We start from the raw sequence: 17045 nt of genomic DNA, 5'->3' as shown, positions 1-17045 counted from the left end.
CAAAGCCCGGGCTTGGGAAAGTCTGGGCTTTGAACATAAAAAAAGAGGATATGCCAGTTTTGACACACCCTCTTTTTGGCTTGTCTTCTAGGTTTATTCCAAGAAACTGTGCGGATGATAGGACTCGAACCTACACGCCTTACGGCACCAGATCCTAAGTCTGGCGCGGCTACCAATTACGCCACATCCGCAGGGTAATTTCGTTTAGCGTGGCAAAGATAGGAAGAATTTTGGTTCTGGCAAATTTGTAGGGTGGATAAATTCAAAGAAATACATGACTGAAGGATGATGTCGGATTGCCGGATGAAGTTCTTACCTCAGCAACCTTCTCGCCTCCTCGATAATTGTATCTATCCCATTATTTTCGTCCTTCTTGTTCATGTCCACCTTCTTGTCGGGGTCTATACCGAATTCGATGTGTTGTTTCTGGGCATCGAGGTGCGGGCTGGCGGAGAAGCGCACGCCCCATCCGTTGGGCAGTTCCGAGGAGAAGGGCAGGCCCGAGCCGCCGCCGGTTTTGTCGCCCACCAGGGTGACGTTGGGGAAATAGCGCATGGAATTGACAAAATCGTTGGTGGCGCTGTAGGAATGTCGGTTGGTGAGGACGGCGACCTTCTTTTGCCAGCGGATGTTGTTGGAGGGCTCGATGTAGATGGGGGTCGGTTCCGAGAAGTCGTTGTGTCCTTTGCCGGTCTTGTGCTGGATGTAGCCGGTCAGTACTTTTTCGTTGGTGAATCGTTGGGCCATGCGGGTGGCGTTGGTCAGGTTTCCGCCTCCGTTGTTGCGCACGTCGATAATCAGACCGTTGCAGACGGAGAGGTAGGAGAGTATCTCGCTCAGGTTGCCGTCGCCTATGCCGCTGGCGAAGGATTCGTAATACACGTAGCCGATGTTGTCTTCCAGAATGGTATATTTGGCGCCTCCGGCAATGCGGTAGCCTCTTCCCAGGTATTGTTCGATGAGGCTCTCGTTGAAGTTGCGGGGGTAGTCCAGGTACCAGTCCCAGTAGCGTGCCATGTTGTGTGAGGCGTAGAGATTGACGTGGCCGTCTTTCAGCTCGGCAAGCATGTTGCCCAACACTTCGAACAACCCGTCGTGACTCATGCCGGAAGTGATGAGGGGGCGATACTTGTTGTGGACGGCATCCCAGTCTATCTGTTTGTAGTCGAGGAAGCAGTATTGCTCGTCGATGATTTTCCACAAGGCCTCGAAGTTGCCTTGCGGGGTGTTGTCGAACTCCTCTTCACGGATGCATCCGTTCAGTAGGATGGGCAGTGCGAGCAGCAGGCTCCGAAGGATGAAAAGGTATCTTTTGGGTGTCATGATGGTATGTTTTTTAGGGAACGGAGTTAATGGGGTGTCAGGAGTTAGAGGCCGATAACTCCTTCTAACTCCCTTTAACTCCTTTTTTATTAGAAAACAAGTATAGCTCTTTCACAAACCCCACCATGAACACGTGCGAGTAGGTGTGGGTCTTTATCTCGTTCACCTTCGCCTGCTGCGTGTCCCACAGGTAGGCGAGGCGCATGCGGGCGCGTCCTACGGGGAAGTCGGCTGTCAGCATCTGCCTCAGAGAGGGCTGGTTGTGTAGGGAGGTGAAGCGGACAACACCGTCCCAATGGCCCAGCGTGAATATCTCGTAGTAGGATTGCCCGTAGTTGGGCATAAACATCACGCCCATCAGCGGGAGGTTCAGCTGGTAGCGCAGGGTGATGGGGCGGCCTTTGACGCGCAGTTCCCAGACGGCCATGCCCGATGCTGCCAGATTGACGTAGGCGCGTGCCTGGGCAGGATTATTACCGTTGCGCAGGTTGTAAACGAATCCGCCGTTGAAGTCGCCCACGCCTCCGGCAAGCAGTTTGAAGTTGCCGGTGAGGGGGAAGTGGTAGTGCAGCCCGTAGTTCCAGTTTGCCAGGGCGGAGAGGGTGTTGTTGTTATCGACCTTGTTGTGCGTATATCCCAGATCGGCCTGGAAGAGCGTTTGCAGCGACACGTGGCCGTTCAGGAGGCGTGTCATCCGCATGCTTTCGCGGACGATGCGGAAGTCGATGCCACGATATTCCTGTGGTGACAAGTAGGTGTCGAACACGTTGGTGAAGCCGGCACCATACAGGGTGGCGCGGGTGATGAGCCGGTGGCGGCTGGCGGAGTCGGTCCGCAGCGTCTGCGCCGGGTCGTCTTCCGCCTCCTGCGCCTTCAGAGGTGCGGTTGCCGCAAGCATGCCGCACAGAAGGATTATTATCTGGTATAACCTTGTCATCATAAAATCATCGTTCAAGCCGAAGGCTTATCATCGGGTGACTGTTATAAATCATAAATCTGAAATCATAAATCTCAAAACAGCTTCATCTGTCCGGTCATCTCGTCCAGAATGTCGCTCTCGCTCTTGCCGTGATCGGGGTCCAGGATCTCCGGTTCTTTGTCCGTTTCCGTCCGTTCGGGCTTCTGCGGGGGGAGCGGCTGTCGGGTAGGCTCCAGTTCGTTGATGGTGTCAAGGGTATAGGTGGTCAGGCGTTTGCCTTTGGCCTTGAATCCTTTCACGGCGATGAACTCGTCGGCCTCCACCACCAGCGGCTCGCGGAAGCTGTCGTGTCCGCCGAACACCACCTCAAGGCGCGGATAGCACTCGTCGGTCAGTAGGATAAGTTCGTTGTGCCTGTTTTCGCCCAAGTAGTTCTGTTTGCGGGCGGTCGTTTCCAGACAGAAGCGCTTGATGTAGGGGTAGTTCTGCTGGTCGGCGTCATACAGCACGGCGGTCCATATCTTGTCGGGTTCGTATTTTTCGATGATGCGTATGCCGTTGTCGTAATGGTTGTTCAGGTCGAAGCTGGTCGTGCAGAAGTCTCCGTTGTTGTATATCACCAGAATGGAGTCTCCGCTGTGGAACTCGCCCAGATACTCGCCGCGTCCATCGTAGTTGAGGCGCAGTACGTCGCTGTCGAACCATACTTTGCGTCCTCCCAGGGTGGAGCCTCCGCGCTGTTTGAGGGTGATTTTGTGTACGGGCAGCTTTGTGAGGATGTTTCCCATGGCCTGGCGCCCCTTGATGTTTATCCGGCTGAAGTCTTCCTCGAAGATGAGGTGGCGCACGCGTGGATTGGGCTTTAGTGTCACCTTGATGACCTCAGCCTCGCCGTTGGGATTGGCGGTGAAGTAGGTGACGCGCGAGTCGGGGGTGCCTTGGGTGACGTCGTATTCGCGGTCGCGCACTACGGAGGTCACGGCAAAGCGCTTGATGTAGCTGGTGCCCTCTTTGCCGTCGCGGTAGCATACGTTGTAGATGGTGCGTTTGTCGTTCTTCTTGAACACATTGGCGTAGAGGATGTTCTTGCCCACGAACTTCTTGTCGGTCACGGGAGTGATGATGTATCGTCCGTCGCGGAAGAAGACTATCACGTCGTCTATGGGCGAGCAGTTGCCTATGAACTCGTCCTTCTTCAGCCCTGTGCCGATGAAGCCCTCTTCGCGGTTGATGTAGAGTTTTTCGTTGGCTTCGATGACCTTGGTGGCCTCGATGGTGTCGAAGTTGCGCAGCTCCGTGCGGCGGGGAAATCCTTTCCCGTACTTCTCTTTCAGCGTGCGGAACCATTCTACGGTATATTCCACGATGTTCGCCAGGTGGCGTTCGGTCTCTTCAATTTCCTGCCTCATGCGGGCAATCTGCTCTTCGGCCTTGTCGGAGTTGAACTTGAGGATGCGCGCCATCTTTATCTCCATCAGGCGGAGGATGTCTTCTTTGGTCACTTCGCGGACGAAGGTGGGGTAATAGGGGGTCAGGCGGAGGTCGATATGTTCGCAGGCGGCGTCCATGTGGCGTGCTTGTTCGAACTCTTTGTCCTTATAGATGCGTTCTTCGATGAATATTTTCTCGAGGGAGGCGAAGTGGAGGCTTTCCAGTATCTCTGTCTTGCGTATCTCCAGTTCGCGGCGCAGCAGGGCGAGGGTGTTGTCGGCAGACTTGCGCAGCACGTCGCTCACGGTGAGGAAGTGCGGCTTTTGGTTGTCAATGATGCAGCAGTTGGGCGAGATGCTCACCTCGCAGTCGGTGAAGGCATAGAGCGCGTCGATGGTCTTGTCCGACGAGGTGCCCGGTGCCAGATGTACCAATATTTCCACGCTTCTCGAGGTGAGGTCTTCCACCTTGCGGATTTTGATTTTACCCTTCTCGCTGGCCTTCACGATGGAGTCGCACACGCTTGCCACGGTTTTTCCGAAGGGGATTTCCTTGACGGCGAGCGTCTTGTTGTCTATCTTCTCTATTTTGGAACGTACACGTACGCTTCCGCCCCGCTCGCCGTCGTTGTACTTGGATACGTCGATGGAGCCCCCCGTCTGGAAGTCGGGATAGAGCGTGAACGTTTTGCCGTGCAGGTAGCTGATGGCGGCGTCGCACAGCTCGTTGAAATTGTGTGGCAGTATTTTTGATGACAGCCCCACGGCTATTCCTTCTACGCCTTGCGCCAGTAACAGGGGGAACTTCACCGGTAGGGTCACCGGTTCGCGGTTGCGCCCGTCGTACGACAATTTCCATTCGGTGGTCTTGGGGTTGAACACTACGTCCAGGGCGAACTTCGTCAGTCGGGCCTCGATATATCGGGCGGCGGCAGCGGCGTCCCCCGTCAGTATGTTTCCCCAGTTTCCCTGGCAGTCGATGAGCATGTCTTTCTGCCCCAGCTGCACCAGTGCTTCCTTGATGGAGGCATCGCCGTGGGGATGAAATTTCATGGCTTCGCCCACGATGTTTGCCACTTTGTTGTATCGTCCGTCCTCCATACGGCGCATGGTGTGCAGGATGCGTCGCTGCACGGGTTTCAGCCCGTCCATGATGTGGGGTACGGCGCGTTCCAGTATGACGTAGGAGGCGTAGTCCAGAAACCAGTTCTGGTACATGCCGCTCAACTGGTGCTTCACGTTGGCATCTTTCGTGTCGGCGGGTTTATAATCCGAATGCTCCCCGTTTCCGGCGGGTAGTTCGCTGTTCAGGTCGTCTTTCGGTGCTTCAAAATCTTCACTCATATTTGTTCGAGGGTTGTTCTGTGATATTACTGATTATCGGTTGCAGGCAAAATTACGAATTTTATTTTATATATGGGAACCTCTGCGGTGGATTTTGCGTTTGTATGCTTTTATCTGCTTCTGCACGCCTCCTTTCTGTCCTGTCCGCCTTTTCCGGACCGTCCGAAAACGACGGTACTGCTTTCTCTTTACACAGAATTGCATGGAATACATTGCTTTCCCTTTGTCCTGTCTGTGAAAAGGTTTTTCTTGATGTAAAATATTTTCCTGTTCTATTCCCGGGGCCGGAACGTCAGGTCGAGAAAACGCTCTTCAACCATCCTCCGTGCTGTTCTCCCTGTCGGCTTTCTGTCCGCCCCCTACCAGGACCTATTCGGCTTCGGACGTTCTTCGGACAAACTCCACTCCCTAGGACCGAAGAATGTCCGAAGAACGTCCGAAGAAACACCGAAGAAACTATGGAGCAGATTAGGGCCGGATAAGACGCGAACCGAAAAGACAGAGTGGGACGAATTTTTTGGAAAGAAGATGAATAATGTAAATGTTTTTGATTTTCGGATGCTTTTAGAGGAGCGAAAGTCGATACATCTGCGGCATCATGTGCAAGCCCCCTATTTGTTCTGTTGCATTCCGTAGGTGCATGGCGCTACGAAAGACGCTATCCGGTATGTCGCTTTGGTGCTGTTGACGGAAATCAATTCTGTGACGTACAATCCTACGATTTTCCCTGATGCAGATTGTATCATCTCCGAAGCGCTCCGATACTGGAACGATTCTTACATGAATACCGTAAGGAGGTACCTTTCATCAAGGATGACATCGTGATGTATAAGGAAATCGACAAGACTGTCGCCTTCCTTAATCGTACGAAGTTCGATTATTGATGAATCAGGAGGCATCGGGAGTTGTCGGCCGGAAGCCGATGGGGCCGCTTGCATCAGCCGGCGTATTGGCTATGGCTCCTGACTCCGGGGCGTAATAACATCTTTTAACTCCCGATAACCCCTAAAATGTATAAATATAATTTTTATTAATGCTTTGTATAAAAAAGGAGAAAACTCAATCGGTAAATAGAGTTTTCTCCTTATATTTGCCCTCGCTTTAGGTACAGATAGCCTAAAGTCCAGAAAAAGGTATTCAAGAGAGAGATGGGCGAACACACCAGACATTTCACATCGCGGTCGGAGTTGAAGGAGCGAATCATCAATGTGGCTTCGGAAGCCTTTTCCGCATCAGGCATCAAATGCGTCACTATGGATGAGATTGCGGCTTCTTTAGGCATCTCCAAGCGTACATTGTATGAAGTGTTTCCCGACAAAGAAACATTGTTGGAAGCATGTATCCTGAAAGTTCAGGGAGAAACGGATACGTATATTGAAGAAGTCCTTCAGGAGTCGGACAATGTGCTGGAAGTCTTGCTGAAACTTTATCAGCATAGCATAGAGAAGTTCCATGCCACTAACAAGAAATTTTTTGAAGAGATAAAGAAGTATCCCAAAGCCTACGAAGCGGTGAGGCGTGACAATAACCGCAACCACGAAGACGCCATCAGTTTCTTCAGGCAGGGTGTGGTACAAGGTTTTTTCCGTGATGACGTGAACTTTGCCATCGTGGGGGTGTTAGTACGTAAGCAGCTTGATGTGTTGATGGAAACCGACCTCTGCGAGAAGTTTTCTTTCCTTGAAGTATATGAATCCATTATGTTCACCTTCTTGCGTGGCATTTCTACGGAAAAAGGAGCGGCTGAACTTGAGGACTTTATCTATAAATATCGCAAAAAACAACTTCCGGTTGGATAAAGAATATAATAAACAAACAAATAACGATTATTTATGAAGATGCAGAGATTTTGGATTGGCAAAATGTTGTTGCTGACCATGGTAGTGTTGTCTGCGGGTGGCAGCCGTATGAAGGCGCAAGAAGCTGACACACTGACCTTGAATCTTGACAGGGCTTTGGAAATAGCCCTGAGCGACAATCCCACGATGAAAGTTGCGGAAGAAGAGATTGCTTTGAAGAAAGTGGCTCACAAGGAGACGTGGCAAAACTTGTTGCCGGAAGCGAACATTGGTGGCACTTGGAGCCACACCATTACCGCTCCTGAAATGAATTTGGCCGGACAGAAGTTTAAGATGGGTATTGACAATGCCAATACGGTGTCAGGTGCTTTGACCGTCAGCCTGCCCTTGTTCGCCCCCTCCGTTTACCGGGCGATGTCCATGACCAAGACGGACATTGAATTGGCGGTGGAGAAATCGCGTGCTTCCAAGCAGGATTTGGTGAATCAGGTGACGAAAGCCTATTATCAGTTGATGCTGGCGCAAGATTCCTACGAAGTGCTGAAACAGAGTTACAAAGTGGCCGAAGAGAATTTCAACGTGGTAAACGCGAAATTCCAACAGGGTGCGGTCAGTGAGTTCGACAAAATCAGCGCCGAGGTGCAGATGCGCAGCGTGAAGCCTAATTTGGTTTCGGCAGGTAATGCTGTTACGCTGTCCATTCTTCAACTGAAGGTGCTGATGGGAATTACGGCGAATGTCAGCCTCCGTATTGAAGACAGCCTTGCCACGTATGAGAATTATGTGTTTGCCAACCAACTGGAGACTTTTGATGAAGGATTGGTGAACAACTCCACGATGAAACAGTTGGATTTGAACAGGAAGATGTTGCTGCAGAACCAGAAGACGCTGAATACCAATTTCATGCCATCGTTGTCAACGACCTATTCTTATCAATATCAGTCTGTAAGTAACCCCAACTGGAAATTGTTCCATTACGACTGGGCGGGAAGCTCTTCGCTTGTTTTCAACCTGAGCATACCCATCTTCCGGGCAAGCAATTTTACCAAGCTCAAAACCAACCGCATCCAGATGAACCAGCTGGCGCAGAACCGTATCGATACCGAACGTAAACTGAATATGCAGGCAACAAGCTATCGCAACAATATGGCGGCTAGCTCAGAGCAGGTGTCCAGTAACAAGGAGAATGTGTATCAGGCTAAGAAGGCGGTAGAGATTGCCGGTAAGCGTTATGAGGTAGGTAAGGGTACGGTGCTCGAACTGAACAATTCGCAAGTGCAGCTGACGCAGGCCGAGCTGACCTACAACCAGTCCATTTACGACTACTTGGTGGCTAAGGCCGACCTTGACCAGGTATTGGGTAGAGACTATATTATAAATGTGCAGAAATAAAAAATGAACGACGATATGAAAAAAGGTTTTCAATTGATTGCCCTGCTGTCTGTTGCGATGCTGGGCGCATGTAGCGGAGGTGGTGAGAAGGCTGCTGAAGCAGAGAGAGTGGAAGAAAAGCCGAAAGTAAAACTGGCGAGTGTGGCTTCTCGCCCGGTTGACCAGATTCAGGAATATACGGCTACCGTTGAGGCTGATGTGAAGAACAACATTGCCCCCTCTTCGCCGGTGCGCATTGACCGCATCTTTGTCGAAGTGGGCGATCGGGTAGCGAAAGGCCAGAAACTTGTCAGTATGGATGCGGCTAACCTGAAGCAGATGAAATTCCAACTGGACAACCAACGCATAGAATTCCAACGTGTGGATGAACTTTACAAGGTAGGCGGAGCCTCTAAATCAGAGTGGGATGCCGCCAAGATGACCCTTGACATCCGTGAGACTTCTTATAAAAATCTGTTGGAGAATACAGCGTTGCTCAGCCCCATCAATGGGGTGGTGACCGCTCGTAACTATGACAACGGTGATATGTACAGCGGTGGCAATCCGGTTCTTGTGGTAGAGCAGATTACTCCGGTGAAATTGCTTATCAACGTGTCCGAAGGTTACTTCACGCAGGTGAAGAAGGGTGCTCCCGTTTCCGTGAAGATAGATGTTTATGGGGAAGAAGAGTTCGAGGGTAAGATAAGCCTTGTTTATCCTACGATTGACCCGGCCACACGTACTTTCCCCGTAGAGATACAGCTCGTCAACCGTGACCAACGGGTACGTCCGGGCATGTTTGCACGTGCCACTCTGAACCTTGGAACTCAGGATCACGTGGTGGTTCCCGACCTCGCCATTGTGAAGCGTGCCGGATCGGGCGACCGTTATATCTACGTTTATAAGGACGGCAAGGTATCTTATAATAAGATAGAGCTGGGTCGCCGCATGGATACGGAATACGAGTTGATTTCCGGTGTGGAGAACAATTCGCAGGTAGTCATTGCCGGACAGAGCAAGCTTGCCGACGGTGTGGAAGTAGAGGTAGAGAAATAATTACTAATTATGATTTATGATTTATAAATGAACTTGCGGCGTTGTGCCGAACAGCCATTATAATTCATAAATTAAAAATCATAAATTAAGAAATGAGTTTATACGAAGGAGCGGTTAAGAAACCGATTATGACCTCGCTCTGCTTCCTGGCAGTGGCGATATTTGGTCTGTTCTCTCTGTCGAAGCTGCCGGTGGACCTCTATCCGGACATCGAGACCAACACCATCATGGTGATGACCTCGTATGCCGGAGCCAGCGCATCGGACATCGAGAACAACGTGACCCGTCCGTTGGAGAATACGCTGAACTCTGTCAGCAACCTGAAACATATCACTTCGCGCTCATCGGAGAACATCTCCGTGATTACGCTGGAGTTCGAATACGGCTATGACATCGACGTACTGACGAACGACGTGCGCGACAAGCTGGACATGGTTAGCTCCATGCTGCCCGATGAGGTGGAGACGCCCATCATCTTCAAGTTCAGTACGGACATGATTCCCATCCTCCTGCTCTCGGTGCAGGCGGAGGAGAGCCAACCGGCCCTCTACAAGATATTGGACGACAACGTGGCCAATCCCCTGGCACGTGTGCCGGGTGTGGGTACGGTATCCATCTCCGGTGCGCCCAAGCGTGAGATAAACGTCTATTGCGACCCCAACAAGCTGGATGCCTACGACCTTTCGGTGGAGACCATCAGCGCCATCATCAGTGCCGAGAACCGCAATACGCCGGGCGGTACGTTCGATGTGGGCAGCAACACCTATTCGCTGCGTGTGGAGGGTGAGTTCAAGGACCCCCGGGAGATGGAGAACATCGTAGTGGGCACCCACAACGGAGCCTCGGTCTACCTGCGCGACGTGGCACGGGTAGTGGACTCTGTGGAAGAGCGTGCGCAGAAGACCTACAGCAACGGTGTGCAGGGAGCCATGATTGTCGTACAGAAGCAATCGGGTGCCAACTCGGTGGCCATCTCGCAGAAGGTGATCGACATGTTGCCGCAGTTGCAGAAGTCGCTGCCGAGCGACGTGAAGCTGGGCATCATCGTCAATACGTCGGACAACATCCTGAACACCATCTCCAGTCTGGAGGAGACCATCATCTACGCCATGCTGTTCGTCATCCTGGTGGTGTTCGTTTTCTTGGGCCGTTGGCGTGCCACGGTCATCATCTGCATCACGATTCCGATGTCGTTGGTGGCTTCGTTCATCTATCTGGGCATCATAGACGGCGGTTCGCTGAACATCATATCCCTCTCCTGTCTCTCCATCGCCATCGGTAATGTGGTGGACGACGCGATTGTGGTCCTTGAGAATGTCACCACCCACATCGAGCGCGGCTCCGAGCCGAAGCAGGCGGCGGTGCATGCCACGAACGAGGTGGCCATCTCGGTAATCGCTTCTACGCTGACCATGATTGCCGTGTTCTTCCCCCTGACGATGGTAAGCGGTATGTCCGGTGTGCTCTTCCGCCAGTTGGGATGGATGATGTGTGTGATTATGACCGTATCTACGGTATCTGCCCTGTCGTTCACTCCGATGATGTGTTCGCAACTGCTGAAGCTTCAGAAGAAGCAAAGCAAGTGGTTCATCGCTTTCTATAAGCCGATACAGCGTGCGCTGGATGCGCTCGATGTCTGGTACCAGAACCGCTTGAACTGGGCGGTGCGTCACCGCAAGACGGTGGTGGTCTGCTGTGCCGGATTCTTCGTGCTCAGCTTTATGTGTGCCAAGTACATCGGTTCGGAGTTCTTCCCGGCGGCGGACAATGCGCGTATTGCCGTGAAGCTGCAACTCCCCATCGGCGCGCGCGTGGAGCGTGCGCAGGCGCTGGCTTCGGAGCTGACCGCCATGTGGATGAAACGTTACGAGGGCGTGATGCGCGTATGCAACTATACCGTGGGCCAGGCCGACTCGGACAACACGTTTGCCTCCATGCAGGACAACGGTAGCCACATCATCAGTTTCAACATCAGCCTGGTGAGCGTGGGCGACCGCGACATCACGCTGGAGACGGTCTGCAACGAGATGCGCCAGGACCTCAAGGCCTATCCCGAGCTGGACAAGGCACAGGTGATTCTGGGAGGAAGCAACAGCGGTATGAGCGCTCAGGCCAGTGCCGACTTCGAGGTCTACGGTTACGACTTCGCGGCCACGGACCGCGTCTCCGCCCAGCTGAAGGAGAAACTGCTCGGCGTGAAGGGCGTGAGCGAGGTGAACATCAGCCGGCAGGACTACCAGCCGGAGTATCAGGTGGACTTCGACCGCGAGAAGCTGGCGCTGCACGGCCTGAACCTCTCTACGGCGTCGGGCTACCTGCGCAACCGTGTGAATGGTGCGCTGGCCTCTTACTACCGCGAGGACGGTGACGAGTATGACATACGTGTGCGCTACGCTCCGGAGTTCCGTACCAAGATTGAAGACCTGGAGAATATCCTTATCTATACACCGTCGGGCCAGGGCATCCGCGTGAAGGACTTGGGCAAGGTGGTGGAGCGCTCGGCGCCTCCGACCATCGAGCGTAAGGACCGCGAACGTATCGTGACCGTGTCTGCCGTTATCTCCGGTGCCCCGTTGGGCGACGTGGTGGCGGCCGGTAACGCCATCATCGACAAGATGGACCTGCCGAGCGGCATCTCTATCCAGATTTCGGGTTCCTACGAGGACCAGCAAGATTCGTTCTCCGACCTGGGTACGCTGGCCGTGCTCATCATCATCCTGGTGTTTATCGTGATGGCGGCGCAGTTCGAGTCGCTGACCTATCCCTTCATCATCATGTTCTCCATCCCGTTCGCGTTCAGCGGTGTGCTGATGGCACTCTTCTTCACGGGGACGAACCTGAATGTGATGAGCTTGTTGGGAGGCATCATGTTGATTGGTATTGTGGTGAAGAACGGTATCGTGCTCATCGACTACATCACGCTCTGTCGTGAGCGTGGCATGGCGGTGCTCCACTCCGTGGTTACGGCAGGCCGCAGCCGTCTGCGTCCGGTGTTGATGACCACGCTGACCACTATCCTCGGTATGGTGCCGATGGCCGTGGGCCAGGGCGAAGGTGCCGAGATGTGGCGTCCGCTGGGTGTGGCCGTGATTGGCGGTCTGACGGTATCCACTATCCTGACCCTGATTCTCGTCCCCGTGCTCTACTGCTCGTTTGCCGGTACAGGCATCAAGCGTGCCCGCCGCAAGATTAAGCGCGACCGTGAGTTGAACGAATACTATCTGTCCCACAAAGACAAGATGACGAAACCTAAGAAATAATGATAAGATTTCAGATTTATGATTTATGCCGTTCGGATGAAGTGAATGGAATCCGTAAGGCTGAAGTCATAAATCTGGAATCTGAAATCTGAATTTTTAAAATCATAAATCAAAATGAAATCTATATTTATCACATTCGACCAAGCCTTCTACGAGCGCATCATGGCACTGCTCGACCGCATGAACTGCCGCGGCTTCAGCTACTGGCAGCAGGTGCAAGGCCGTGGCAGCAAGACGGGCGACCCGCACTATGGCAGCCACGCCTGGCCCAGCATGTGCTCGGCTATCATCACCATTGTGGACGATGCCAAGGTAGATCCCCTGCTTGAGGCTCTTCATAAGATGGATAAGGAGACCGAACAGCTGGGACTTCGTGCCTTTGTCTGGAACGTGGAGAAGACTATCTGATAAAGGCACCTCTGTTGCCGATTGATAAGAGAGGGTGTCAAAACTCATCAGCATGCAGATGGGTTTTGATATCCTCTTTTTCTTTGTTAGGACTATTTTCTAAACGTCTGTTTACTAATTGTTTATAATGTGGCTGACAGACACTTGCTTCCAACCTGACAGACACTTGTGTTCAAGAAGACAGACACTTGTGTCTGAGCCGACAGAAGCAAGTGTCTGTCAGCGCAGGTTTATATAGCGGGAATCAGCTTGAAATACCATTCGTTTGAAGCGCAAATCTGTTCATTTTGATTTGTTTTTGCCTCACCTTTCCGTATCTTTGCGCCCTTATAGAAAAAAAGCGATATGGAGAAGAGTGTATTGCGACATACGGGATTGCTGATGGTCATCGTGATGGGCATATTGCTGCTGATGAACAAACTGCCGGGGCTGACCTGGCGTGGCCATGTGTTGCGGCGGGTGGACATCCTTGGTGATGTGCGCCCACTTCCGGAAGCGGTGCAAGATACGGACAGTGTGTTGCCGCCGCCCCCCAAGGTGAAACCTGCTTTTGTGGATACTTGTCGCACGGGGATGACTTGCATCGAAGATTACAGCGATACAACGATGCACGGTATGGCGAATTTCTACCAGGCGCTTGATGAACTTGCCGTGACTCCTCGTCCGGTGCGCATCGCCTATTTCGGCGACTCTTTCATTGAGGGCGACATCCTGACCGCCGACTTGCGCATGCTGCTGCAAAAGCGGTATGGCGGCCGTGGAGTGGGATTCGTCACCATCACCTCCATTACCAGCGGCTTTCGGCCTACGGTGCGCCACACGTTCGGTGGTTGGCGAAGCCATTGCGTCATGGACCGCTCTACTTTCAATCGTAACAAACAGGGCGTTTCGGGCCACTATTTCATTCCGAACGAGGGTGCATACGTGGAGTTGCACGGGCAGACGGTTTACGATTCCCGGCTTGATACCTGCCAGCGGGCAAGCATCTTCTTCAGCAATCAGGGGGAGGTGACGCTTTCCGTCAATGTGAATCGGGGGGAGAGGCAGACCGAAACCTTCGAACCCACCGACGGATTGCGACAGATGCAGGTGGAAGGAGAAATCGGCTCCGTGCGATGGACGGTGGATAAGGCAGACTCTACGCTGTTCTATGGGGTGGCGCTGGACGGACTTTCCGGCATCACGGTGGACAATTTCTCTTTGAGGGGCAACTCCGGCCTTTCCCTTCGCTCCATTCCCGCTTGGATGATGCACGGATTCAACAAGCAACGTCCTTACGACCTGATTATTTTGCAATATGGCCTGAATGTGGCTTCTAAACAGCAGTTGAACTATGACAGCTATGTCAAAGGCATGCGCACCGCGTTGCAGCATCTGAAAGAGGCCTTTCCGCAGGCATCCATCCTGGTTGTCAGCGTGGGCGACCGTGACTATAAGACGGAAGAAGGCGAATTGCGCACCATTCCCGGCATCAAAAGCCTGGTCCGCTATCAGCATAGCATGGCGGCGGACGAGGCGGTTGCCTTCTGGAATATGTTTGAGGCGATGGGCGGAGAGGGCAGCATGGCTGAGATGGTGCATGCCAAACCTTCGATGGCCAATTACGATTATACCCATATCAATTTCCGGGGCGGCAAGCGTTTGGCCGGATTGCTGTATGAAGCGCTGATGTACGGCAAGGAACAGTATGATAGGAGGAGGGCGTATGAGGCGGAGTAGGAGAAGGAAGATATGGCTGCTGTCGCTTCTACTGTGTGCCTGCCTGCCTTTGTGCGCGCAGGACGCACTTCCGAAGCCGTCGCGGGCGTTGTTGGCGTTGCCGGATTGTGATACGCTTCTTGCCTACGGGCAACGCACGGACACGGTCTCCGTTCCGTGTCTCTCTTTTCCTGCCGCTTTCCGGCAGATCGGCGTGAACCGCTTGGAGGACGAGGCGGGCGTGCTCAAGCCTTTTTGGGAGAAACTGCGATTGGCCAAGTTGGGCGTTTCCAGCGATACGATTCGCATTGTCCATGTGGGCGACAGCCATATTCGGGGACACATTTTCCCACGCACGACCGGCGAACGGATGCAACAGGCCTTCGGCACGCTGTCCTATACCGATTTCGGCATTAACGGCGCGTTCTGCATATCTTTTACCCGCCCCGACCGCGTGGAGGAGATTGCCGGTCTGCATCCCGACCTGCTGATTCTCTCTTTTGGAACCAACGAAAGCCACAACCGCCGCTACAATGCGACGTCGCACTACCGTCAGATGGATGATCTGGTGCGTATGCTTCGGGCGAAGCTGCACGATGTGCCGTTGCTGATGACTACGCCTCCGGGTGCTTACGAAAGCTCGCGCCAGCGTGGCCGTCGCCGGACGTATCAGATAAACCCCCGTACCCCCATTGCCGTGCATGCCATCCGTAAGTATGCCGATGAGAATGGACTGGCGGTTTGGGATTTGTACGAGGTGGCGGGAGGCATGCGCCGTGCTTGCCTGAACTGGCAGGAGGCAGGTCTGATGCGTCCCGACCATGTTCACTATATGCCCGAAGGGTATCGGTTGCAGGGCGAGTTGTTTTATCAAGCTTTAATCAAGGGCTACAATGAATATGTGGAATATTGACGAGTTGCTTTCTGCTCTGAATATAGATTGGGAGCGGTTGTGCGGTGTGTTTGTGTACGATTCGCAGGCACCGATGATTTTCAGTAGCGGCCTTTTCCTTTGGCTGTTCGCCGCTTTCATGCTGGTTTATCTTCTGTTGCGACGTCCCACTACGGCACGTCTGCTGTTTGTCACCTTGTTTTCCTATTACTTCTATTATAAGAGCAGCGGTACGTATTTCTTTCTGCTGGGGCTTGTCACCATCTGCGATTTCTTCATTGCCCGGCTGATGGCATGCACTGTGGCCGCCGGTTTGCGCAAGGCGTGGGTGGCGCTGAGCCTTTTCATCAATCTGGGGCTGTTGTGCTACTTCAAATATACCAACTTCTTAGGCGAGGCCTTTGCTTCGTTGACGGGAGGGACGTTTACGGCATTGGACATCTTCTTGCCGGTGGGCATCTCGTTTTTCACTTTTCAGTCGTTGAGCTACACCATCGATGTCTATCGTAAGGAGATTGAGCCGTTGACCAATCTGCTGGACTACGCCTTTTATGTATCGTTCTTCCCTCAATTGGTGGCGGGCCCCATCGTGCGTGCGCGCGACTTCATTCCGCAGATACGCCGTCCGCTGTTTGTCTCCAAAGAGATGTTCGGGCGGGGCGTTTTCCTGATTGTCGGCGGCTTGTTCAAGAAGGCGGTGATTTCGGATTACATCAGTGTCAACTTTGTGGAGCGCATCTTCGACAATCCCACGCTCTACTCCGGGGTGGAGAACTTGATGGGTGTCTATGGCTATGCCTTGCAGATTTATTGCGATTTCTCCGGCTATAGTGACATGGCAATCGGCATCGCGCTGCTGTTGGGCTTCCGTTTCAATATCAATTTCGATTCCCCCTATAAGTCTGCCTCTATCACGGAGTTCTGGCGGAGGTGGCACATTTCCCTGTCCAGTTGGCTGCGCGACTACCTCTATATCTCTTTGGGCGGTAACCGGAAGGGCCGGATTCGCCAGTATGTCAATCTGATTATCACGATGTTCTTAGGCGGGCTGTGGCACGGGGCATCTTGGAACTTCGTCCTCTGGGGAGTGATGCACGGTGTCGCGTTGGCATTTCACAAGTGCTGGATGACGCTTACCGGGCGCAAGCGGGGAACGCAGAGCCACGGCATCCGCCGTTTTTTCGGCATCCTTATCACGTTCCATTTCGTATGTTTCTGCTGGATATTCTTCCGCAATGCGGAATTTTCCACATCAGTGGATATGCTGGGGCAGATATTTATGCAGTTCCATCCGCAACTCTTCCCGCAGTTGCTGGAGGGCTATTGGGAGGTGTTCGCCCTGATGGGGCTGGGATATATGTTGCACTTTGTGCCCGACAGTTGGGAGCGCGCCTGTGAGAAGGGTGTCATCCGCCTGCCTCTGTTGGGAAAGGCGTTGCTGCTGATTCTTATGATTTACGTGGTGATTCAGATGAAGAGCACGGAGGTGCAGCCGTTCATCTACTTCCAGTTCTGAGAAATGCGGGCGGCCGTTAAAAGTCCGGA

11 protein-coding genes, 1 tRNA gene and 1 pseudogene are annotated in these 17045 nt (G+C 52.9%); 9 read left to right on the top strand and 4 right to left on the bottom strand.

The window, feature by feature from the left end; genetic code table 11:
- Positions 1–109: 109 nt before the first annotated feature.
- From K2G43_RS08220 to K2G43_RS08205, 4 genes are all read right to left on the bottom strand, one after another.
- Positions 110–191: transfer RNA gene (locus tag K2G43_RS08220), tRNA-Leu, on the bottom strand.
- A gap of 121 nt (positions 192–312) precedes the next feature.
- A complete protein-coding gene (locus K2G43_RS08215) occupies positions 313–1323 on the bottom strand; it encodes a S41 family peptidase (RefSeq protein ID WP_300154067.1) in 1011 nt (336 codons plus the stop codon).
- Between the two features lie 64 nt (positions 1324–1387).
- A complete protein-coding gene (locus tag K2G43_RS08210) occupies positions 1388–2263 on the bottom strand; it encodes a DUF3316 domain-containing protein (RefSeq protein ID WP_297644707.1) in 876 nt (291 codons plus the stop codon).
- A 71-nt stretch (positions 2264–2334) separates the two neighbouring features.
- Positions 2335–5016 carry a DNA gyrase/topoisomerase IV subunit A gene (locus tag K2G43_RS08205; protein WP_300154064.1) on the bottom strand — a complete coding sequence of 894 codons (2682 nt, stop codon included), beginning with the start codon at positions 5014–5016 and terminating at the stop codon, positions 2335–2337.
- 591 nt (positions 5017–5607) lie between these two features.
- On the opposite strand from K2G43_RS08205, the pseudogene K2G43_RS08200 reads away from it, so the two are divergent.
- The 9 genes and pseudogenes from K2G43_RS08200 to K2G43_RS08160 all read left to right on the top strand — a co-directional run.
- Positions 5608–5900 (top strand): annotated as a pseudogene (locus K2G43_RS08200) (aromatic amino acid lyase); the annotation flags it as partial.
- Between the two features lie 264 nt (positions 5901–6164).
- The gene (locus K2G43_RS08195) at positions 6165–6815 is read left to right on the top strand and encodes a TetR/AcrR family transcriptional regulator (protein WP_297643737.1); all 651 of its coding nucleotides are present in this window, start codon (positions 6165–6167) and stop codon (positions 6813–6815) included.
- A 33-nt stretch (positions 6816–6848) separates the two neighbouring features.
- Complete coding sequence (locus K2G43_RS08190; RefSeq protein ID WP_300154059.1) at positions 6849–8207, top strand: TolC family protein; 1359 nt, start codon at positions 6849–6851, stop codon at positions 8205–8207.
- 15 nt (positions 8208–8222) lie between these two features.
- Entirely contained in the window at positions 8223–9242 is a 1020-nt protein-coding gene (locus tag K2G43_RS08185) for an efflux RND transporter periplasmic adaptor subunit (RefSeq protein ID WP_297643741.1), read from the top strand.
- 92 nt (positions 9243–9334) lie between these two features.
- Positions 9335–12502 (top strand): efflux RND transporter permease subunit, encoded by a 3168-nt coding sequence (locus tag K2G43_RS08180; protein ID WP_300154055.1) that lies wholly within the window; start codon positions 9335–9337, stop codon positions 12500–12502.
- A gap of 114 nt (positions 12503–12616) precedes the next feature.
- Positions 12617–12910, top strand: a complete 294-nt coding sequence (locus tag K2G43_RS08175) for a PG0541 family transporter-associated protein (protein WP_297643743.1) — start codon at positions 12617–12619, stop codon at positions 12908–12910.
- Positions 12911–13255: 345 nt separating this feature from the next.
- Positions 13256–14629: an SGNH/GDSL hydrolase family protein gene (locus K2G43_RS08170; RefSeq protein ID WP_297643745.1), complete on the top strand. Its 1374-nt coding sequence runs from the start codon at positions 13256–13258 to the stop codon at positions 14627–14629.
- Positions 14598–15521 (top strand): SGNH/GDSL hydrolase family protein, encoded by a 924-nt coding sequence (locus K2G43_RS08165; protein ID WP_300154052.1) that lies wholly within the window; start codon positions 14598–14600, stop codon positions 15519–15521. Before K2G43_RS08170 ends, K2G43_RS08165 begins: the two co-directional genes overlap by 32 nt.
- Complete coding sequence (locus K2G43_RS08160; RefSeq protein ID WP_300154073.1) at positions 15508–17016, top strand: MBOAT family protein; 1509 nt, start codon at positions 15508–15510, stop codon at positions 17014–17016. Before K2G43_RS08165 ends, K2G43_RS08160 begins: the two co-directional genes overlap by 14 nt.
- The last annotated feature ends 29 nt before the right edge of the window (positions 17017–17045 follow it).

The sequence above is a fragment of the Bacteroides sp. genome (assembly GCF_029057325.1).
Lineage (GTDB): Bacteria > Bacteroidota > Bacteroidia > Bacteroidales > Bacteroidaceae > Bacteroides.
The sequence above is the reverse complement of the archived record's forward strand: the minus strand, read 5'-3'. Positions and strand labels throughout refer to the sequence as shown.